Origin of the sequence: Variovorax sp. dw_308 (assembly GCF_019207085.1) — a bacterium.
GTDB lineage: Bacteria > Pseudomonadota > Gammaproteobacteria > Burkholderiales > Burkholderiaceae_C > Variovorax.
Window position 1 is genome coordinate 246,124 of sequence record NZ_JAATOM010000001.1, and the last position, 19,893, is coordinate 266,016.

Annotated in this window: 21 protein-coding genes and 1 tRNA gene; 9 read left to right on the forward strand and 13 right to left on the reverse strand. The window is 64.3% G+C overall.

Annotation, left to right across the window (positions count from 1 at the left end; genetic code table 11):
* Positions 1-15: 15 nt before the first annotated feature.
* The 7 genes from HCU76_RS01065 to HCU76_RS01095 form a co-directional block, all read right to left on the reverse strand.
* The gene (locus HCU76_RS01065) at positions 16-924 is read right to left on the reverse strand and encodes a hypothetical protein (protein ID WP_213955301.1); all 909 of its coding nucleotides are present in this window, start codon (positions 922-924) and stop codon (positions 16-18) included.
* Between the two features lie 75 nt (positions 925-999).
* Complete coding sequence (locus tag HCU76_RS01070; protein WP_371319734.1) at positions 1,000-1,998, reverse strand: isopenicillin N synthase family dioxygenase; 999 nt, start codon at positions 1,996-1,998, stop codon at positions 1,000-1,002.
* 126 nt (positions 1,999-2,124) lie between these two features.
* Positions 2,125-2,760 (reverse strand): hypothetical protein, encoded by a 636-nt coding sequence (locus HCU76_RS01075; RefSeq protein ID WP_213955303.1) that lies wholly within the window; start codon positions 2,758-2,760, stop codon positions 2,125-2,127.
* A 163-nt stretch (positions 2,761-2,923) separates the two neighbouring features.
* Positions 2,924-3,667, reverse strand: coding sequence for an amino acid ABC transporter ATP-binding protein (locus HCU76_RS01080; RefSeq protein WP_213955304.1), 744 nt, complete (start codon positions 3,665-3,667; stop codon positions 2,924-2,926).
* On the reverse strand, positions 3,664-4,374 hold the full coding sequence (locus tag HCU76_RS01085) for an amino acid ABC transporter permease (protein WP_213955305.1): 711 nt from the start codon (positions 4,372-4,374) through the stop codon (positions 3,664-3,666). The genes HCU76_RS01080 and HCU76_RS01085 overlap by 4 nt, the downstream gene beginning before the upstream one ends.
* A 25-nt stretch (positions 4,375-4,399) precedes the next feature.
* A complete protein-coding gene (locus HCU76_RS01090) occupies positions 4,400-5,095 on the reverse strand; it encodes an amino acid ABC transporter permease (RefSeq protein ID WP_213955306.1) in 696 nt (231 codons plus the stop codon).
* A gap of 149 nt (positions 5,096-5,244) precedes the next feature.
* A complete protein-coding gene (locus HCU76_RS01095) occupies positions 5,245-6,072 on the reverse strand; it encodes an ABC transporter substrate-binding protein (RefSeq protein WP_213955307.1) in 828 nt (275 codons plus the stop codon).
* A 182-nt stretch (positions 6,073-6,254) separates the two neighbouring features.
* Here HCU76_RS01095 and HCU76_RS01100 point away from each other — a divergent pair, with 182 nt between their 5' ends.
* The gene (locus tag HCU76_RS01100) at positions 6,255-6,668 is read left to right on the forward strand and encodes a group II truncated hemoglobin (protein ID WP_213955308.1); all 414 of its coding nucleotides are present in this window, start codon (positions 6,255-6,257) and stop codon (positions 6,666-6,668) included.
* A 22-nt stretch (positions 6,669-6,690) separates the two neighbouring features.
* Entirely contained in the window at positions 6,691-7,935 is a 1,245-nt protein-coding gene (locus HCU76_RS01105; protein WP_213955309.1) for an NAD(P)/FAD-dependent oxidoreductase, read from the forward strand.
* A 108-nt stretch (positions 7,936-8,043) separates the two neighbouring features.
* Here HCU76_RS01105 and HCU76_RS01110 read toward each other — a convergent pair whose 3' ends face one another.
* Together HCU76_RS01110 and radC are read right to left on the reverse strand one after the other, a co-directional pair.
* Positions 8,044-8,703 (reverse strand): Smr/MutS family protein, encoded by a 660-nt coding sequence (locus tag HCU76_RS01110; protein WP_213955310.1) that lies wholly within the window; start codon positions 8,701-8,703, stop codon positions 8,044-8,046.
* Positions 8,704-8,757: 54 nt separating this feature from the next.
* Positions 8,758-9,435, reverse strand: coding sequence for a DNA repair protein RadC (radC, locus tag HCU76_RS01115; RefSeq protein WP_213955311.1), 678 nt, complete (start codon positions 9,433-9,435; stop codon positions 8,758-8,760).
* 79 nt (positions 9,436-9,514) lie between these two features.
* Between radC and HCU76_RS01120 the strand changes: the two genes are divergently transcribed.
* Genes HCU76_RS01120 through HCU76_RS01130 form a run of 3 tightly spaced genes read left to right on the forward strand, consistent with a single transcriptional unit; the run spans position 9,515 to position 11,903 of the window.
* The gene (locus tag HCU76_RS01120; RefSeq protein WP_213955472.1) at positions 9,515-9,958 is read left to right on the forward strand and encodes an FKBP-type peptidyl-prolyl cis-trans isomerase; all 444 of its coding nucleotides are present in this window, start codon (positions 9,515-9,517) and stop codon (positions 9,956-9,958) included.
* Complete coding sequence (gene ispH / locus HCU76_RS01125; RefSeq protein ID WP_213955312.1) at positions 9,955-10,935, forward strand: 4-hydroxy-3-methylbut-2-enyl diphosphate reductase; 981 nt, start codon at positions 9,955-9,957, stop codon at positions 10,933-10,935. The genes HCU76_RS01120 and ispH overlap by 4 nt, the downstream gene beginning before the upstream one ends.
* A 53-nt stretch (positions 10,936-10,988) precedes the next feature.
* Positions 10,989-11,903 (forward strand): threonine/serine dehydratase, encoded by a 915-nt coding sequence (locus HCU76_RS01130; RefSeq protein WP_256353943.1) that lies wholly within the window; start codon positions 10,989-10,991, stop codon positions 11,901-11,903.
* Positions 11,904-12,048: 145 nt separating this feature from the next.
* Here HCU76_RS01130 and HCU76_RS01135 read toward each other — a convergent pair whose 3' ends face one another.
* The gene (locus tag HCU76_RS01135) at positions 12,049-12,465 is read right to left on the reverse strand and encodes a VOC family protein (RefSeq protein ID WP_213955313.1); all 417 of its coding nucleotides are present in this window, start codon (positions 12,463-12,465) and stop codon (positions 12,049-12,051) included.
* A 147-nt stretch (positions 12,466-12,612) separates the two neighbouring features.
* Between HCU76_RS01135 and serS the strand changes: the two genes are divergently transcribed.
* Positions 12,613-13,944, forward strand: coding sequence for a serine--tRNA ligase (gene serS, locus HCU76_RS01140; RefSeq protein WP_213955314.1), 1,332 nt, complete (start codon positions 12,613-12,615; stop codon positions 13,942-13,944).
* Positions 13,945-13,995: 51 nt separating this feature from the next.
* Positions 13,996-14,085, forward strand: a tRNA-Ser gene (locus HCU76_RS01145).
* Positions 14,086-14,397: 312 nt separating this feature from the next.
* Here HCU76_RS01145 and HCU76_RS01150 read toward each other — a convergent pair.
* The 3 genes from HCU76_RS01150 to HCU76_RS01160 all read right to left on the reverse strand — a co-directional run bounded on the left by HCU76_RS01150 (position 14,398) and on the right by HCU76_RS01160 (position 17,680).
* Positions 14,398-15,993 (reverse strand): hypothetical protein, encoded by a 1,596-nt coding sequence (locus HCU76_RS01150; protein WP_213955315.1) that lies wholly within the window; start codon positions 15,991-15,993, stop codon positions 14,398-14,400.
* A gap of 174 nt (positions 15,994-16,167) precedes the next feature.
* Complete coding sequence (locus HCU76_RS01155) at positions 16,168-16,521, reverse strand: hypothetical protein (RefSeq protein WP_213955316.1); 354 nt, start codon at positions 16,519-16,521, stop codon at positions 16,168-16,170.
* Positions 16,522-16,759: 238 nt separating this feature from the next.
* Positions 16,760-17,680 (reverse strand): LysR family transcriptional regulator, encoded by a 921-nt coding sequence (locus HCU76_RS01160; protein ID WP_213955317.1) that lies wholly within the window; start codon positions 17,678-17,680, stop codon positions 16,760-16,762.
* An 85-nt stretch (positions 17,681-17,765) separates the two neighbouring features.
* On the opposite strand from HCU76_RS01160, the gene HCU76_RS01165 reads away from it, so the two are divergent.
* Positions 17,766-18,839 carry an LLM class flavin-dependent oxidoreductase gene (locus tag HCU76_RS01165; RefSeq protein ID WP_213955318.1) on the forward strand — a complete coding sequence of 358 codons (1,074 nt, stop codon included), beginning with the start codon at positions 17,766-17,768 and terminating at the stop codon, positions 18,837-18,839.
* Positions 18,840-18,876: 37 nt separating this feature from the next.
* On the forward strand, positions 18,877-19,881 hold the full coding sequence (locus tag HCU76_RS01170; protein ID WP_218508206.1) for a flavin reductase: 1,005 nt from the start codon (positions 18,877-18,879) through the stop codon (positions 19,879-19,881).
* Positions 19,882-19,893: the final 12 nt, after the last annotated feature.

The following is a 19,893-nucleotide window of genomic DNA, read 5'->3' on the forward strand; positions in this document are numbered from 1 at the left end:
GACGGCGATTGTTGGCTAGCCATGTGCGGCGAGCAGAGCCTCAAGCTCGCTGGGGAACTGACCCAGGTTTCCGTGTGGCTTGTAGTCGATCCAGCAGTCCCAATTCCGGTGCGCGTCCTCGAACCCGATGGCCTTCATGATCGTCAGGCAGACGAGCATCTGTAAGTGATAGAGGTACTCCTCACTCGGGAGCGTCGCGTGAACATTGTCCACCCGAACCGTCCCCGCCAACTCGCCGTTGTGAAAGATGGCGTTTCGGATTCCCCAGTAGGTGGTCATCGACCGTGCATGGTTCTTCTGGTCGTGGGCGCAGACGTCGAACCCGTGCGCCTTGAGCATGGCAACGATAGGCTTGACGGCATTGGAGCCAACGTGGTTCTGCACCTTTCGCGCGTACGCCTCAAGACCCGAGTACAGCAGGAAGTACGTCACCTCCATGAACGGCTGGCGCTGGCGGAAGGTCTCCGATGCCTTGATGAAGAGCAGCCGGAATTTGGTTGCCTCGCAGAACGCGTCGTCGGCGAGCCGGTCCATCGCGCGCTGGATGAAGTCGTGTCGGGCCCTCTGATGGGGCGCGAACCAGTCGGGGTTGATCACCGCGCCACCGCCGTTGTGGCGGCGACCATGACGCTGGACCTGGTCGAAATGCGATCGCGGATCGGTGAGCGCTGCTTCGTCGGCGGTCGGCTCGCTCAGGCGCACGTCGAGATGCTCGATGAACGAGAGCACTGCTTCCAGCCGATAGATGACTTGGTCGGCCGCGAGGTTCAGCCCGTGCACGGTGCCAGTCAAGTGGTGGGCGTCCGGGTCGCGGGCAACCTGCGTCGCGACGGGAGGGTGCGAGTACAACGGCGTGAAGGTCAGGCCGGCGGCCGTAAACGGCTGGGTGAACTCGAATCCGAAGATCCCGCAAGTTGTCGTCAAGGTAGCTCCCAAGTGCGTGAGGCGAAGGCAGCATACCAACCGAGATGCCGCCTCGCCGGCGGCTTGCGGTTCGATTCAAAGAACTTCGTCGCGCAACTGCGGGAACACTTTCGACACCTTGTCGAGCAGGTAGTCGCCGTAGCGCCCGTTGAAGGCATGCACGTTGGCGCGGTCCCAGCGCTCGGTGCTGTCGTCGCGCGCGTCCGCACCGGCGAGTCCCTCGATGCGCTGCACGCGCGCCTCGAAGTTCGGGTCGAAGAACAGCGGAAACGACAGGCGGTCATGGCCCGAGGTGTTGCGCTTCACGCGGTGCGGCGTCGACTTGTAGAGCCCGCCGGTCATGCGGTCGAGCATGTCGCCGATGTTGCAGACGAAGGAACCCTTGATCGGCGGCGCATCGATCCAGCCGGCGGGCGTGTGCACGGCGAGGCCACCGATATGGTCCTGGTGCAGGATCGTCAGCAGGCCGTAGTCCGTGTGTTCGCCCACGCCCCATTGCACGTCCATCCCTTGTGGCACGGCCTGCGTCGGGTAGTTGAAGATGCGGAACAGGATCAGCGGGTCAGAGGTGTAGCGTTCGGCGAAGTACGAGGCCGGCAAGTCCAGGCTCAGCGCGATGCCTTCCATCAACGTGTGGCCCAGCTGCGTGACTGCAGCCAGGTAGTCGAGGATGGTCTCGCGGAAGTCCGGCACGTCGGGGAAGAGGTTGGGTCCGTGCACTGGCGTCTTCGCCTGCACCAGCGGGTGCGTGACGGCCAGCTCGGTGCCCAGGTAGAGGCCTTCCTTCCAGTCAGGCCGTCCGGATGTCAGCTCGCCGCCGAGCGGGAAGAAGCCGCGCCAGGCGCGCCCGCCCAGCGCCATGCGCCATTGCATCTTGGTGTCCTCGGGCAGTTCGAAGAACCGGTGGCTGAGGTCTTCGAGCCGCTGCACCAGTGCCGCATCGACGCCGTGACCCGTCACGTAGAAGAAGCCGTGCGCGCGGCAGGCCTGGCGGATCTGTGCGGCGACGGCTTGGCGGGCGTCGCCGGGCTCTAAAAGGGCCGAGATGTCGATGATGGGTAATTCGTAGGTCACGATGTGCATTCCGTTCGATGTCGCAGGCGTGTGGCGATGGGGGAGTTGCGATCCCACGGAAGACGCCACCCAATGCGATCTGACTCTTGCGTCCCGGCGATTCGGCGCCTGCTGCAGGCAGCGATGTCAGTTGCCTTTGCCCTTAAACACTCGCTCGTGCAGCCAGCCTTCGCTTGTCGAGACAAGTACGGCCTTGTCGGCGGGATCGTCTTTCATGTCTTTCGCCAGTTGGGGAAATACCGCCTGCATCCTTGGCAGCTTTGCCCAAGCGGGCGGGCTTTCAACTTTGTACCGATAGTTGGCCTGCGAAAGCTTTTGTCCGTAAGCTTCTGCGGGATCGGTGAAATTGATGACTTCGACCACTTGGTACTTGCCTGCGCAGAAACCATCCCGCTTGTCGAAGTCGCTGCCGGCGCTCTTGACGACTTGCTTCGCCCCTTCGTCGGTAAGGCTGTATTCAACGCCGGGAACCATCTTGTTGGGGCCGAAATAGCCCGTGGAGGGAACCTCGGTTTCGCGTTTACTAAGCAAGCCCGCTTCGACAAGTGCGTCAGCTTGATCAATTCGACTGACGCGGAAGCCGCCGCTCTCGACCTTGAACGGCATCTGTTTGTCCGGCAAGCCGACGCAGGCGCCCGGCTTGGAGTCGAAATAGGCTTGAATGGCCGTTTTGAAGTTTTCCTTACTGGCTGCTTTCTTGTCGCCGCATGCGGTAACGAACAGAACCGAGATTGCCGCTATTGCGGCGACGCTTGTCTTCATTCGAGAACTCCCTGGTTATTTGTGGCCTGGATTTTAGTGAATCGAGGACTGAGGGATTCGACCGGAACAAAGTGAGGTCGTCGTCACACGAAATGCGCACTCCGCTTAAGACACCGCTTCGGTGCGAGCGGATGAGAAAGCACTCACAAGAATACAGGGCTGGTCATGCATCGCGCGCAAAGGGCGAGCGGATGTCGGAGAGGAATTGTTGCGCACGCGGGTGCTGCGGGCGGTTGAAGAAGTCGTCGGGCGTGGCGCGTTCGAGCACGCGGCCTTCGTCCATGAAGAGCACGCGGTCGGCCACCTCGCGCGCAAAGCCCATCTCGTGCGTCACGCAGACCATGGTCATGCCGTCGCGCGTGAGGTCGCGCATCACCAGCAGCACCTCGCCGACCATCTCGGGGTCGAGCGCGCTGGTGGGCTCGTCGAACAGCATCAGCGGCGGCTGCATCGCGAGCGCGCGCGCAATGGCCACACGCTGCTGCTGGCCGCCCGACAGTTCGCTCGGCCAGGCGTTGGCCTTGTTCGCGAGGCCTACGCGCTGCAGCAAGGCCATCGCGCGCTCCTCGGCCTCTTTGCGGCCGAGGCCGCGCAACTGCATCGGCGCCATGGTGCAGTTCTGCAGCACCGTGAGGTGCGGGAACAGGTTGAACTGCTGGAACACGAAGCCGATGCGCGAGCGGAACGCATTCACGTCGAGCCCGCGTGCGTGGATGTCCTGGCCGTCCAGCACGATGCGGCCCGACTGGATCGGCTCCAGCCGATTGAGGGTGCGGATCAGCGTCGACTTGCCCGAGCCCGAAGGCCCGCACACGACGACCACCTCGCCCTTGCGGATGGTCTCCGTCACGTCGACGAGGGCGTGGTAGCTGCCATACCACTTGTTGACTTTTTCAAGCTCGATCATGCGGGCACCTTGCGGATGACAGTAGGGACGCCGCGGCGTGCGAGCCGGCGTTCCAGCCAGTAGGCGAAGCGCGACAGGCCGAAGCAGAGGATGAAGTAGGTGCCGCCCAGGATCAGGTAGATCTGCGCCGGCTTGGTGAACACCTGCGTGTTGATCTGCGTCGCGATGAACGACACCTCGGCCAGGCCGATGATGTAGCCCAGCGAGGTCTCCTTGATCGTCGAGACGAACTGGTTCACCAGCGAGGGCAGCATGCTGCGCAGCGCCTGCGGCAGCACGACGAGGCGCATCGCGCGGCCGTAGCCCAGGCCCAGCGCGCGGGCCGTTTCCATCTGTCCACGCGGCAGGCCCTGGATGCCGGCGCGCACGATCTCCGCAAGATAGGCCGCATCGAACACTACCAGCGCGATCAGCATCGTGGTGAACTGGTCGGTCTTGATGCCGGTCACGCTGGGCAGGAAGAAGTAGGCCCAGAAGATCACCATCAACAACGGCAGGCCGCGCACCACGAACACGAGGCCGGTTACCGGCCAACGCACCCAGCGCCACGGGCTCACGCGCGCCAGCCCGAGCACGATGCCCAGCGGCAACGCCAGCACTAGGCCGCAGGAGGCCAGCAGCAGCGTGAGCACCAGCCCGCCGAGCGGCCCGTTGGGGTACTGCCCGATGAGGAAGTACACCCAATAGTCGCGAATGACGTCCAGCATCAGCGAGGGCCTCCAGTTGCGGCGTTCATATGGTCCTCACCGGAAAGCGATGGTGGTACCAGGTCGCGAGCCCCGTGATGGCCAGCGACACCGTGAGGTAGGCCGCGCTCGCGAACGCGAAGGATTCGGCGCTGCGAAAGCTCGCGCTTTCGACCTGGCCCGCCTGGTACATCAGTTCGGCCACGCCGATAACGGTGGCGATGGAGGTGTTCTTCCACAGGCTCAGCGTCTGCGAGATCAGCGGCGGCACGGTCACGCGCAGCGCCTGCGGCAGCACCACGCGGCGCATGGTGGCCAGGTAGCTGAAGCCCATCGCGCGCCCGGCCTCGAACTGCACCGCGGGGATCGCGCGGATGCCGCTGCGCATGTCCTCCGCCATGAAGGCCGCCGTGTACAGCGCCAGCGCGATCACCGCGCTGTAGGCCTCGATGTGGCCGGCGTAGAGCGTTTGCTTGATGCCTTCAGGCAGCAGCTCGGGCGCGCCGAAGTACCAGAACAGCATGTGCGCGAGCAGCGGTATGTTGCGGATCGACTCGACGTAGGCAAAGCCGAGCCAGCGCAGCGGCGCCAGCGGCGACAGCCGCAGCAGCGCCACGACCAGCGCAATCGGCAGCGCCAGCGCCAGCGCGACCACCAGCAGCTGCAGCGACAGCCACAGTCCCGCGACCAGCATGTCGTGGTACTTGCCTGTCAGCAGAAGGGAGTAGTCGAACAGGGGCATCGGGATATCGGCGGCGTGTCGAAGGGCGCGTGCGCGGACATGATGGTACGCAGGCGCGCGGCCTCGCCCGAAAGGCAAGGGGCGGGTCGCGTTGCGGCCCGCCCCCGCGGCGCTCAAAGCGGGATCGACCTGAGCGCGGTGTTACAGGCCTACTCGATCTTGTCGGTATCGAACTTGAAGTCGCGCGACTGGAAACCCGAGGCGGTATCCGGGCCATACCACTTGACGAAGATCTTCTGGGCCTCGCCCGACTTCTCGAGTTCGCGCAGCGTGTCGTCCACCACTGCCTTGAGCCCGGCCTCGCCCTTCTTGATGCCGATGGCAAGCGACTCGGTGCTCAGGTTCTGCTTGAGCACCACGTACTGCGCCTTTTGCGGGCCGAGCTTGGCATAGCTGCGCAAGAGCGCCGCTTCGTCGTCGACATAGCCCACGCCCTTGCCCTGCTGCAGCGCCTGGAAGGCCTGCTGGCTCGTATCGAAGGTCACCACCTCGACGTTGGGCACGGCCTTGCGGATGTTCGGCTCCTGCGTGCCGCCGCGAATCGTCAGCACCTTCTTGCCCGCAAGCTGCGGCACGTCGGTGATCCCGCTGTCCTTCTTCACGATGGCCTTCTGGCCGGTGACGAAGGTGGTGAGCGAGAAGTCGATCTGAGCCTCGCGCTCCTTGTTGTGCGTGAGGCCGGCGGCCACCAGGTCCACATGGCCCTGCTGCAGTTCAGGAATGCGCGCCGCCACGGCGATCTGCTTGAGCACCGGCTTCACGCCGATCTTCTTCGCGATGGCATCGACCAGGTCGACTTCGTAGCCGACGATCTGGCGCGTCTTGGGGTCGACGAAGGTCGCGGGCTCGTCGGTGCCGAGCACGCCGACGACGAGTTCGCCCTTTTTCTTGATGTCGGCCAGTTGGTCGGCATGGGCGACGTTGCCGAGCAGGAAGGTGGAAGCGGCGATCGCCGCTGCGATGAAGCTGTGACGCATGGTGTTGTTCTCTCTCCGCTGGGAAATGAAAGCCGGGGGCGAAACCATAGCAACAAAACCGCCGATTGCTAAATCGCCTGTCTGCATATCCATATGCGACTGGATACCCGGCATCGGCGATTGCAACGCCAGGAGTTCCCGACCGCCCTCCGGGCCGCGCGCGTCGGGGGATACTCCCGCCCATGCAGATTGAAGACAAACCCCCGTTCGCAACGCCGTTCGAATGGATCGGCGGGGAAGGCAAGGTCCATGCGCTGGTCGAGCGCTTTTATGACCTGATGGACCTCGAACCCGCCTACGCGCAGCTGCGCGCCGTGCACGGCACCACGCTCGACAACGCGCGCCAGCGGCTGTTCTGGTTCCTGTGCGGCTGGCTCGGTGGCCCGCAGCACTACACCGACCGCTTCGGCCATCCGATGCTGCGCGCGCGCCACCTGCCGCAGAGCATCGGCGGCCACAGCATCGGCATCAAGGAACGCGACCAATGGCTGGCCTGCATGGACCAGGCGATGGGCGAGACCGGCGTGCCCGAAGCGCTGCGCGAGCGCCTGCGCAATTCGTTCTTCCAGACCGCCGACTGGATGCGCAACCGCTGACAACACCTTGAAGACCCATCTCATGAGCCAAGACACCCACAACAACATCGTCATCATCGGCGGCGGACATGCCGCCGCACAACTGTGCGCCGGCCTCGTGGAAGCGGGGCAGGGCGCGCGGGTGCACCTCGTCTGCGAAGAGCCGTGCGAGCCGTACCATCGGCCGCCGTTGTCCAAGACCTTCCTCAAGAGCGCCGAAGAAGCGATGCAGCCGCACAAGGCCACCGACTGGTACCGCGATGCAGGCATCACGCTGCATCTTGGCGATGCGGCGACGTCGATCGATCGCGCGGCGCAGACCGTCTCGCTGCGTTCCGGTGCAGTGCTGCCGTATGAACGCATGGTGCTGGCCACCGGCACCCGGGCGCGCCAGCTTGCGGGCCTGTCGACCAGCCTGATCGACAACGTCGTTTCGCTGCGCGCCGCCGACGAGGCGCTGCGCCTGCGCACCCGGCTGCTCGAGGCGCAGGACGTGACGGTGCTCGGCGGCGGCTTCATCGGACTGGAGGTCGCTTCCACCGCAAAGGCCCTCGGCAAGACGGTGCGCGTGATCGAGGTGGCGCCGCGTCTGCTCGGCCGCGCCGTGTCGCCCGAGTTGTCGGCGCATGTGCTCGCCACCCACCGTGCAGCCGGCATCGACATCGTGCTCGGCGCGACAGTGGGCGCCTTCGAGATCGACGGCCATCGCCTCGTCTCGGTCGAGGTCGATGGCCGGAAGCAGCCGGTCGACCTGATGCTGCTTGGCATCGGCGCCGTCCCCGAAACCACGCTGGCGCAAGCCGCCGGCATCGAATGCGCGGACGGCATCGTGGTCGACGCGCACATGCAGACCAGCGACGCGAAGGTGCTCGCCGTCGGCGACTGCACCCGCTTTCCCGATCGCCGCGCCGGCCGCGCGTTGCGCCTGGAGTCCGTGCAGAACGCCAACGACCAGGCTCGCACCGCCGTCGCCACGCTCACCGGCGCGCCGAAACCGCACGACGCCTTGCCCTGGTTCTGGTCCGACCAGCTCGGCCTGCGCCTGCAGATGGCTGGGCTGATGCCGGCCGAGGGCACGCCGGGCATGACCACGGCGCGCCGGCCCGGACCGGGCGCGAATCCGAATGCGTTCTCGCTTTTCCACTACGTCGACGGGCGGTTGGTGTGCGTCGAAACGGTCAACGCGCCGGTCGATCACATGATGAGTCGCAAGCTGCTGGAAGCCGGAAAGAATCCGGACGCAGCGGTGGTGGCGGATGCGGCGGTGCCTCTTAAGTCCTTGCTGTAAAGGCGCGGCCCCGCCTCTTCTGGCAGAGCACCGCGGCACGCGCGCGGGGGGGCGTCTTGCAGGGGCGCGAGGCGCGCCGCGCAACGCTGCGGAGCCTGGAGGTAAGGCTTACTTCCCCACAGGCGCCAGCAACACCACCAGCGCCCCCGCCCCACCTTCCGCGGGCTTCGCCTGCACGAACGCCAGCACCTCGTTCTTCTGGATCAGCCAGCGCTGCGTCTTGGTCTTCAGCACCGGCTGCTTGCCCGGCGAGCCCAGCCCCTTGCCATGCACCACTCGCACGCAGCGCACGCCCGCCTTGTGGGCCGTGCGAATGAAGGCGCCGAGCGCCTCGCGCGCCTCGTCGCTGCGCAGGCCGTGCAGGTCCACCTGGCGCTGGATCGACCATTCGCCCGCGCGCAGCTTGCGCGTCACGTCGGTGCCGATGCCCGGCCGCCGAAAGCTCATCGCGTCGTCGACGTCGAGCAGGGTCGTCACGTCGAAGTCGTCGCTGATCGATTCGCGCAGCACGCGCTGCTCGTCGAGCTGGTGCTGCACGGGAATTGGCGCCGGCGGCTCGGGTGCGAGCGGTACCGCGGCCTTGCGCCGCAGGGGCTGCGTGGCGCCGATGGCGCGCGAGAACAAGTCGTTTTCGGCGAGCCGTTTCTTTTCGGCGGCGGCACGCAACGCCGCTTCGGCGGCTTCGCGTTCACGCTGCTCGGCCAGCGAACGCTGGATCGTCTTCAGGTCGGAGAGCGCCTTGAGACTGCTGGAGGATTTGGAGGCCATTGCCTCCATCCTACGAGACGGGCGCGGGGCGCGCTCGATAGCGCAGGCCCTTCCCTACACCAGGCCCCGCTCGGCCATCGACAGCGACACGCCCTTGCCGACGATCACATGGTCCAGCACCCGCACGTCGACGAGAGCCAGCGCGGCTTTCAGGGTCTGCGTCAGCAATTCGTCCGCGCGCGACGGCTCCGCGCAGCCGCTCGGATGGTTGTGCGCCAGCACGACGGCGGCGGCATGCTGGTGCAGCGCGCGCATGACGACTTCGCGGGGATAGACGCTGGTCTGCGTCAGCGTGCCGCGGAACAACTCCTCCATCGCGATCAGCCGATGCTGCGCATCGAGGAAGAGCACCGCGAAGACCTCGTGCGTGCGCGACCCCAAATGCAGCTGGAGGTAGTGCTTGACCGCATCCGGCGAGTCGAACACCGCGCGCTTCTTGAGTTGCTCGGCCAAGCCGCGGCGCGCCAGTTCCAGCACCGCACTGAGCTCGGCCCGTTTCGCGCTGCCGCCGAGTCCCTTGATGCTCTTCAGGTCGTCCAGGCTGGCATTGAGCAGCCCGGCGATGCCGTCGAAGCGATCCAGCAATTCCTGCGACAACTGCAGCACGTTCTTGCCGGCGATGCCGGTGCGCAGCAGCAAGGCGAGCAGTTCGGCGTCGCCCAGCGCGCCTGCGCCACGCGCGATCAGTTTTTCCCGCGGGCGCATTTCGGCCGGCAGATCCTTGAATGTCATGTTCTCCAGGGGTCTTTGACCCCACTCCCTAAAATACCGGGTCCAGTTTACAGAGACGCCCACCTTGTCCGCCCCCACCATCCATGCCGTCGTCACGCCCGGCTCGTTCCTCACTCTGCACTACCGGCTGGCCGGGCCGGCGGGCGACATCATCAACACCTTCGCCGACAAGGCCGCCACGCTGTCGCTGGGCACCGGCGAGTTGTCGCCCGCGATGGAGCAGCGCCTGATCGGGCTGGAAGAGGGCACGCACGCCACCTTCGAACTCGCTGCCGGCGAGGCCTTCGGCGAGCGCAACGCCGAGATGCAGCAGTGGGTCGCCAAGTCCCTGCTGGCGCAAATGGGCGACCCCGACGAGCGCTACGCCATCGGCGACGTGGTCCAGTTCCCCACCCCCGACGGCATGGGCAGCTATGCCGGCGCCGTGATCGACTCGAACGACACGGCCGTGCAGTTCGACTTCAACCATCCGCTCGCAGGCCAGCCCGTGACCTTCGAAGTGCAATTGATCGGCGTGCTGTGAGCAATCAGACCGGCACCAGAACCCTGGATGAAGTCCTGCTGGCGGAGCCGCGCGGCTTCTGCGCGGGCGTGGACCGCGCCATCGAGATCGTCGAGCGCGCACTCGCCAAGTTCGGCGCGCCGATCTACGTGCGCCACGAAATCGTGCACAACACCTTCGTGGTGAACACGCTCAAGGACAAGGGCGCGATCTTCATCGAGGACCTGGCCGAAGTGCCGCCGGGCGCCACGCTCGTCTTCAGCGCGCACGGCGTGAGCAAGGCGGTGCAGCAGGAGGCGCGCGAGCGCGGCTTCGACGTCTTCGATGCAACCTGTCCGCTCGTCACCAAGGTCCACGTCGAGGTGGCCAAGCTCGCGAAGGAAGGCTACGAATTCATCATGATCGGCCACAAGGGGCATCCCGAGGTCGAGGGCACGATGGGCCAGCTGTCGAGCGGCATCCACCTGGTCGAAGACGTTGCCGACGTGGCCCGCGTGCAGCCGGGCCAGACCGAAAAGCTCGCCGTGGTCACGCAGACCACGCTGAGCGTGGACGACGCCGCCGAGATCGCCGCCGCCGTGCGCGAGCGCTTTCCGGCGGTGCGCGAGCCCAAGCAGCAGGACATCTGCTACGCCACGCAGAACCGGCAGGACGCGGTCAAGATCATGAGCCCCCAGGTCGACCTGGTGATCGTCGTCGGCAGCCCGACCAGTTCCAACAGCAACCGCCTGCGCGAGCTGGCGCAGCGCCTGGGCACCGAGAGCTACATGGTCGACGACGCGACCGAACTCAGGGCCGAATGGTTCGAAGGCAAGTCCCGCATCGGCCTGACCGCTGGCGCCTCGGCGCCCGAGGTGCTGGTGACCGAGGTGATCGAACGGATCCGGGCCTTCGGCGCCGTGTCGGTGCGCAAGATGGGCGGCATCGAGGAGACCACCAAGTTCCCGCTGCCCAAGGGCCTTCGGCTCGACCCACCGCTGCCGGGACACCTCGGTTGAGCGCGCTTGCCGACATCCGCTGGCGCGACGAAGTCGACGCCGCCGCGCAGCGCCTGCGCGATGCGCGCGCCGCGCGATTCCTGCGGGAGACGCCGCTGTGGAAGCTGCAAGCGCCTGTGCTCGGCCTGGAGGCCGCGGAAGGCGTCGAGTTCTGGCTCAAGCTGGAGCACCAGCAGGTCAGCGGCAGCTTCAAGGCGCGCGGCATGATGAACAGGTTGCTGGCCCATGACATTCCGGCCAGCGGCGTGGTGGTCGCCTCGGGCGGCAACGCCGGCATCGCGACGGCAGCCGCGGCCCGCGCGCTCGGCGTGCGATGCGAAGTCTTCCTCCCGGGCAACTCGCCCGAGGCCAAGCGCGCCAGACTGCGCGCCCTGGGCGCCGATGTGGTCGTCGTGGGCGAGGAATATGCCGACGCGCTCGCCGCCTGCCTCGCGCGCCAGCGCGAGACCGGCGCGCTGCTGACGCATGCCTACGACCAGCCCGAGGTCGTCGCCGGCGCCGGCACGCTGGGCCGCGAGATCGAGCAGCAGGGCGGCCTGCCCGACTCCGTGCTCGTCAGCGTGGGCGGCGGCGGACTCATTGGCGGCCTGGCCGCGTGGTTCGAACAACGCAGCCGCGTCATCGCGCTGGAGCCCGAACGCGCGCCGACGTTGTTCCGTGCACGCGAAGCCGGCAAGCCGGTCGATGTGGAAGTGGGCGGCGTCGCGGCCGATTCGCTCGGCGCACGGCGCATCGGAGCCATCGCCTGGCAGATCACGCAGCGCCAGGTGCGCACTGCCTTGCTGCTGCCCGATGAGCCGATTCGCGCCGCGCAACTGTGGCTCTGGAAAGAATTGAAACTGGCCGTCGAGCCGGCCGCCGCGCTGCCGCTGGCTGCGCTGCAGACTTGCGCCTACGTGCCGCGCGCCGGCGAGAAGGTGTGCCTGGTCATTTGTGGCGCCAACGTCGATCCGGCCAGCCTGGCTTGAGCGACTGCGGGCTTGCCGGCCTCATGGGGTGTCGGGAATCCGAAGCTCCTTCGCGGGTGCCCGCGGAGCCGGCTCTGCCGGGACGCTGGTCGCACCCCCTTGACGGATGGGGAGGCGTCGAAGGCGCTTCGGTGTCGGGCTTCTTTCAGCCCTTCGGCGCCGGACGCTCGACGTTGACCATCCACGGCACGCCGAACTTGTCGACCAGCATGCCGAAGCTGGCCGCCCAGAAGGTCGGCTCGTAGGGCATCGTGACCTTGCCGCCTTCGGCCAGCGCGTCGAACATCTTGCGTCCGGCCTCCACGTCGTCGGACTGCACCGACAGCGTGAAGCCCTTGTAGCCCTCGAAGGGCATACCCGGCGGCATGTCCGAGCCCATGATCTTGCGGCCCTGCGCCTCGAAGGTCGCATGCATGATCTTGCCCTTGTAGTCGGCCGGCGTCTGCTCGCCCATCGGGCTCTCGCCGAAGGTCATGCTGTACAGCGTCTTGCCGCCCAGGCACTTGCCGTAGAAATCGAAGGCCTCGGCGCAGTTGCCGTCGAAAGAGAGATAGGCGTCCATGCGGTGTCCCCTGTGAGTTGGTAGCAGGTCGATGGTAAGGCCGTGCGCTTCAGTCGCGTGTACGCCTGAGCCGTCGTATGAAATGGAATGCGGACAGCCGAGCGCCGTTCCCGTATTCGCACCCCCATTGCTCCCTAAAATCGAGTCATGCTCGATATCACACTGTTACGCAAGGACCTGGCTTCGGCCGTCGCGCGCCTTGAGACCCGCAAGAAGGACCAGCCCTACCTCAACGTCGAGGCGTTCACCGCGCTCGAAGCCGAGCGCAAGGTCTTGCAGACCCGCACCGAGGAAATCCAGGCTCGCCGCAACGCGCTGAACAAGCAGATCGGACCGCTCAAGGCCAAGGGTGAATCGGTCGATGCGCTGATGGCCGAGGTCAACGCGCTCAAGGCCGAACAGGAGTCCGGATCGAAGCGCCTCGACGCGATCCAGCCCGAACTGCAAGCCCTGCTGCTGGCCGTTCCGAACCTGCCGCATGCCAGCGTGCCGCTCGGCGAAGACGAACATGGCAACGTCGAGATGCGTCGCTGGGCGCCCAAGGGTGGCGCCGGCGCCTCGGCCACGCCGCTCTCATTCGCGCCGAAGGACCACGTCGACCTTGGCGAGCCGCTCGGCCTGGACTTCGCGATGGGTGTCAAGCTTTCCGGTTCGCGCTTCATCGCGATGAAGGGGCCGATCGCGCGGCTGCACCGTGCGCTGGCCCAATTCATGGTCGACCTGCAGACGCAGCAGCACGGCTACACCGAGTGCTACGTGCCCTATATCGTCAACGCTGACACGCTGCGTGGCACCGGCCAGCTGCCCAAGTTCGAGGGCGACCTCTTCGCGGCGAAGAAGGGCGGCCAGGACGGCGAACCGGCGCCTGACCATTCGGCGCTCTACCTGATCCCGACGGCCGAAGTGCCCCTGACCAACTTCGTGCGCGACGAGGTGGTGGCCGAGTCCGCATTGCCGATCAAGCTCACGGCGCACACGCCGTGCTTCCGCTCCGAGGCCGGCAGCGCCGGTCGCGACACGCGCGGCATGATCCGCCAGCACCAGTTCGACAAGGTCGAGATGGTGCAGATCGTGCACCCGGAAAAGAGCTATGACGCGCTGGAGGAAATGACCACGCACGCCGAGGCGGTGCTGCAGGCGCTCGAACTGCCTTACCGCGTGATGCTGCTGTGCACCGGCGACATGGGCTTCGGCTCGACCAAGACCTACGACCTCGAAGTGTGGCTGCCCGCGCAGGATACCTATCGGGAGATCAGCTCGGTCTCCAACTGCGAAGCCTTCCAGGCGCGGCGCCTTCAGGCCCGCTTCAAGAACGCCCAGGGCAAGAACGAGTTGGTGCACACGCTCAACGGTTCCGGCCTGGCCGTCGGCCGCACGCTGGTCGCGGTGCTGGAGAACCATCAGAACGAAGACGGCTCGGTCAACGTGCCAGCCGCGCTGCAGCCCTACCTGGGCGGTCTCGCGGTTCTTCGCGCCTGACGTGCAAGGTGGTCGAAAGTGGCTGCTATAATCTGAGGCTCGACAGACACCGGAGAGGTGGCAGAGTGGTCGAATGTACCTGACTCGAAATCAGGCGTACTAGCGATAGTACCGAGGGTTCGAATCCCTCCCTCTCCTCCAGAAGTGAGTTTTCGACGGTCCGCATCGGCTCGCGAAAACGTGAAAAGCCCGCACAGTTCCCTCTGTAGCGGGCTTTTTTGCGTCCGTATCGGTCCGCATGGCTGGTTGTCAATCCACGGTTTCGCGCTGGTATGAATGTTGGTATGGCGTCTACCGTGTGTTGGTATGGCAGCGGGTTGACTTATGGCCGGTTGGCATGGGCGCAAGAAAACTAGACCGCTCGCCTTGTTCACCTGTCCAACATCACGCACAACTGTCCCATGCTCACAGAAGTCTGCGAGTGCAGATCGAGCCTGTGTCGTCCGGCCGGTGCTAACCATCGGCCGCAGCAAGGAGCCTTTTGACGGCCTCGGAGGTGGTCAACTGTCGCGGGCGCTTGCCTTGGACGTTTAATGCAGAGGGATCGGCGCCGAGCGCAAGCAGCCGCTCGACCTCAGGGACAAGGCCCAACTCGGCAGCCTTGTGCAGCAAGCTATCGCCGCCTATCGTGAGGGCTACTATCGAGTGGTCGCCTTCTGCCATGCGAACTATGTCGGCAAGTTGATGTTTTGAGACATAAGAGTTGCTTTCGAGCTTGACCTCAAGTTGATCAAGAATTTGTGCATCTGGGATGGGTATGACTTTCCATCCTTCCTTTGTCTCGAATTTGGTATTGCATTCAGTGCACGATGCAGCATTGCAGGGCGTGAACCAGTGGCACTTAGGACACAGGGCCCAGGCGATTTTTGGAAGTGCCTCTTGTCTTGGCTTGATTGCATTCTTGGGCTCTGCCTGTTCCTGTGCCGCAGCAAGGAGCCCTTTAATGGCCTCGGACGCTGTCACGTCGCTTGGTCGCTTTCCTTGTGCGTTGGAAGCCGTTGAATCAGCGCCGATGGCAAGGAGGTGTTGAACTTCAGACTCGAGTCCGAATTCTGCAGCTTTATGCAACAGGCTATCGCCTTTGATTGGCAGCGAAACGATCGAGAAATCGGTCTCGGCCATGGCGACCATGTCTGATAGTTGACGTGGTGTTATTTGTTTCCGTTTTGTCAGTGCCTGCTCAATCAGTCCAAGTCGTTGATCCACTTTTATGGGAATGACATCCCAGGCTGCGCCAGCACCGAGCGTGGCATCGCAGTGCGGGCAGGACGTGGTGCCAAGTGGCAAGAACCAATCGCACATTGGGCACCTTCCCCAGACTATCGCAGCGCGCGCTCTTTGTTGCTTCTGGAAATCACTTTCGCTCTCTTCTACCTTGCGCCGCTCTTCCGCTGCGCGCTGCTTTTCCTCAACTTGCCTCGCAGCCTCCAACTGCAGATGGTTGGCGTGGAGTTCGTGCGCTCTTATGTTCAAGTATTTCGCCTTCGCAGCGGCCTCGTCGCCGCTAGCTTCAGCAAATGCGCGTGCATAGACACCGGGCCGGCGCCCAGAACTCTCAAATTCAGAAAGTGCTTGCGCCCAAGAATCCTCTTCAGGGATTTCATGTGATTCATTTATTTCGGTTGCGATGGTCGGAGCGTTCGGCAACGGGTCCTTGGTTTTCATCGCTATAGGTTTTGCAGCTATCACGGATGCGGCAGCATCAATTGAAATCAGCTTCTTAGCAACGGTTGGGGCCCCTGCGTGTAGAACGACCTTTGACTGGGTCATTGGGGACGCCATCTGCGTGTCTTGCGATCTGGGATATGCAGCACGTTTTTGTTTTTGACGATACCACACATATAAGGGTAGACAGACGGGTATCGCAGTTATGAATGATTGAAAAATGGCAACGCCCAGGGGGCCGATTTCATGCAATAATGCGTGAAATTCGTCCGTCTGTCTAATTTCACGAAATATTGCGAAGATGACAAGATTTATGAAAAGGCAAACAAAAATTGCGATGGAAACTGGTAAAAGAAGTGGGGGGTATTTGTCCATCTTGGGCATGCTGTGCTTTCAAATTTGCTTATCAAGTGCAATACAAGGTTGGGGCGCCGCGGATTTTCTGAGGACTTCAAAATTGCTCCTCCACTAAGAGCGGAACCTTGAGGGGGTGGCAGGGTGCCCGTCAGCCCCCCAGCCCCTGGGAGGGGCCGGCACGAAGTTGTGCGGTGCAAGCTATCACTCGATGGTGCGAGGCAGCGCCTGTACGAAGTCCAATATGTCGGCGTCTATTCGCCCAATCGCCTTAGCGACCAAGCTGGCGATGTCCTCAAGGTCGCCATAGGCGCCAACGATTTCACTCGCAAGAGCGTACTCGGGCTGGGCTGCCATGTCCGCCAGTTGGTGGAGACGCCTCAGCCGGTTCCGCAAGCCGTCAATGGCCTTGTAGAGCGGCGTCTCGCTCAAGGGGATCATTTGGAAGATGAGCTTGCGGGCGTCGATCGCCTTGACCACCTCGTTTACTGCAAGAAGGTATTCGATTTGATCGGCAGTGAGGGTGCCGTTGGCACGGTAGTGATCTTTGAGTGTCATCGCTGCTCGGCTGGACGCACTGGATGTTACACAGATCGGGGGTCAACGCGGCCTCGATCAGTCGCGCTGCGCCGTTGGTATATCCGTTGGTATCGACACCGGGCGGCACGTGCAAAACCTAGCATTCATGCGGCCTGCGAGGCATGATCTGACTGCCTCCCTCTCCTCCAGGTAGCCAGTAAAAACGCCCCTTTCGGGGCGTTTTTGCTTTGTTGGCCCGTGTGCCGTGCGAGCGCGTTCACGCGACGGTTGCGACCGCCTGCCGGATCTTCTGCAGGAGCCAGGTGAGCGCCTGATCCGCCTCGAAGCGCTTGTGCCAGGCGATGTAGAGCGGGGCGAGCGGGAAGTCGATTGGCGGCTGGTGCAGGCTGAGGTCGAAGGCCTTCGCGAAAATCGGTGCCATGCCGCTTGGCAGATTGCAGATGTAGCCGGTGCGCGCCGCGATCACCGGCATCGCGATGAAGTGCTGCACCACCGCGCCGATGGGGCGGCGCAGGTTCTGTTCCGCCAGCGTCTGGTCGACCACGCTGCCGCGCCGCTCCGGCTGGCGAATGACGATGTGCGGGCGCTTGAGGTACAGATCCATCGGAAAGCGCTTCTTCGTCAGTTGTTCGCGCTTCCAGATCAGCGTGACCAGGCCGATGTTGGCCGCCACCTCGTTGCGCACGCCGGAGCCCTTCACGGCGGTGCCGTCCAGCACCACGTCGACCTCGCCGGCCTCCAGCATCTGGTAGCCCAGTTCGCCCTCGGGCACCGGCACCAGCTTGATGAGGATGCCGGGCGCATCGCGCCCGATCTCCTCGATGAGCTGCGGTGCGATCGCGAATTCCACCAGGTCTCCGCCGGCGATGCGGAATTCGCGCTGCGCCAGCGAAGGCACGAAGCTCTCGCCGGCCTGCAGGGCCAGTCCGATCTGAACCAATGCCTGCCGTACGGGCCCGATCAGTGCTTCGCCGCGCGCGGTCGGCACCAGCCCTTCCTTGCCGGCCACGAACAACTCGTCGCCGAGGGCATCGCGCAAGCGCCGCAGCGCATGGCTGATGGCGGGCTGGCTCAGGGCCAGCTTGTCGCTCGCGCGCGTGACGCTGCGCGTCTCCCACAGCTTCAGGAAGACGGCAAGCAGGTTGAGGTCGAAGTTATCGACATTCAATTTGTGCATGCATTCCATCCAAAGAGTTCATTTTACTTATGACTCTGCCGGCGGTGCAATAGAGGCCTCAACAGACATCCACACGGAGACATACATGGCCAACACACCCAAACTTTCGATGGGCTGGTTCCTGCCCACACTCGGCGACACGAGCGCGTTCGGCGACCCGTCGCAGAGCATTCCCCAATCGCTCGAGCACTTCGAGCGCGTCTCGCAGGCGGCAGAAACTGCCGGCTTCGACTACATGCTCGTGCCCGTCACGCCGTTCTGCTGGGACGCCTGGATCACGGCCACCTACATGCTGGCCCGCACGAAGAAGATCAAGGCGCTGGTCGCCATCAAGCCTGGTTATTTCCATCCGGTGGCGCACGCCAAGATGGTGTCGGCGATGGACCGGTTGTCCAACGGTCGCGTCTACCTCAACCTCATTGCGGGACTCAGCGAAAAGGATGCGTTGGCCGAAGGCCAGTTCGGCTCGAAGGAACAACGCTACGCGCAGCTCGAGGAAGAGGTTCGCCTCATGAAGCGCCTGTGGACGGAGGAAGGGGTCCAGTTCAAGGGCGACTACTACCAGGTCGACGGTCCGAAGATCGTGCCGAAGATCCTGCAGCAACCGCACCCGCCTTTCTTCCTGGGCGGTGGCTCGGAACAGGCGGCTGAAATCTCCGCGCAGCACTCCGCGGTGCATCTCTTCTGGGGCGACTACCCGGAGAAGATCCGCGAGGAAATCAAGCTGATGCGCCAGCGCGCCGCGAAGTACGGCCGCGAGAACGAAATCAGGTTCGCGATGCGCCTGCAGGTCATCTGCCGCGAGACCGAGGCCGAGGCATGGGAAGCCGCGGACCGCCTGATCGAAGGTGCCAACGAAACCGCCAGTGCCAAGGCCATGGTGGCGTCACTCGCGAGCTCCATCTCTTCCGTGGCCAACGCACGCCAGAAGGAACTGTCGAACACCGTCGGCCGCAAGATGACCCCGCACCTCTGGACCGGCATCACCGAAGTGCGCCCCGGCGCTGGCGTGGCCGTGGTCGGCAACCCGCAACAGGTTGCGGCGCAACTGCAGGAATTCATCGACGTCGGCTGCTCGGGCTTCTGCCTGTCCGGCTATCCCCACCACGAAGAGGCCGAGCGTTTCGGCCGCCTGGTCATGCCGCTGCTCATGAAGTAACGCGGCCGGTCCACTACATCAACACAGGAGACAAGACATGACTGCAACGATCGACAAGGCCCAGTTTCGCAAGGCGCTCGGCTCGTTCACCACCGGCGTCACCATCGTGACCACGCGCGGTGCCGACGGCAAGGACTACGGCCTGACCGCCAACAGCTTCAACTCGGTGTCCATGGACCCGCCGATGGTGCTGTGGAGCCTCGGCAAGAATTCATCCAGCATCGCCGCCTTCGCCGGCACGGAATACTTCGCGGTGCACATCCTGGCCGCGGACCAGGAAGCCGTGTCGAACCGCTTCGCCAAGAGCGGCACCGACAAGTTCGCCGGTTCGAAAGTGGCGCGCGGGCACGGCGAGGTGCCGCTGCTCGACGGTTGCTCGGCACGCTTCGAGTGCCGCATTGCCTACCAGTACGACGGCGGCGATCACGTGATCTTCGTGGGCGAGGTGCTCAACTTCGACCACTTCGCCCGGCCGCCATTGATTTTTCACGGAGGGAACTACGGTTTGCTGCTCAAGAAAGCCGATGAAACGGATGTCAGCGCGACCTTTGGTGGCGACTGGCTCGGAAACCTGCTGGGGCGTGCGTACTACCAGCTCCTGATGCCGATCAAGGCGGACCTGAAGGACAAGGGCCTGCGCGACGTCGACTACAACATCCTGAGTGTCTTGAGCATGGGCGATGGACGCACGGCCCATGACCTGGCCCAACTCGTGGCCATTGCAGGCTACGAGGTGAGCGATGACCACATCCAGGCGCTTGTGGATCAGGGACTGATCCGCGTCGAGGGCCAGGGCCAGGATCGCACGGTCCACTTCACGCAAGAGGGCCGTAGCTACGCCATCGAGCTGCTCGCGCTCGGCAAATCCGCCGAATCCGATGCGGAAGGCGAACTCGACTACCGCGAGGCGCAGGTGCTCAAGTTGCTGCTCAAGCGCGTGATCCGCTCCACCTCGGATGGCCTGCCGGTTCACTGGCGCAAGGAGCACTTCTGGCGCGAGAACAACATCTGGCGCGACGACGTCCAGGCCGCTCGCGCCTGAGCTGCAGGCAAG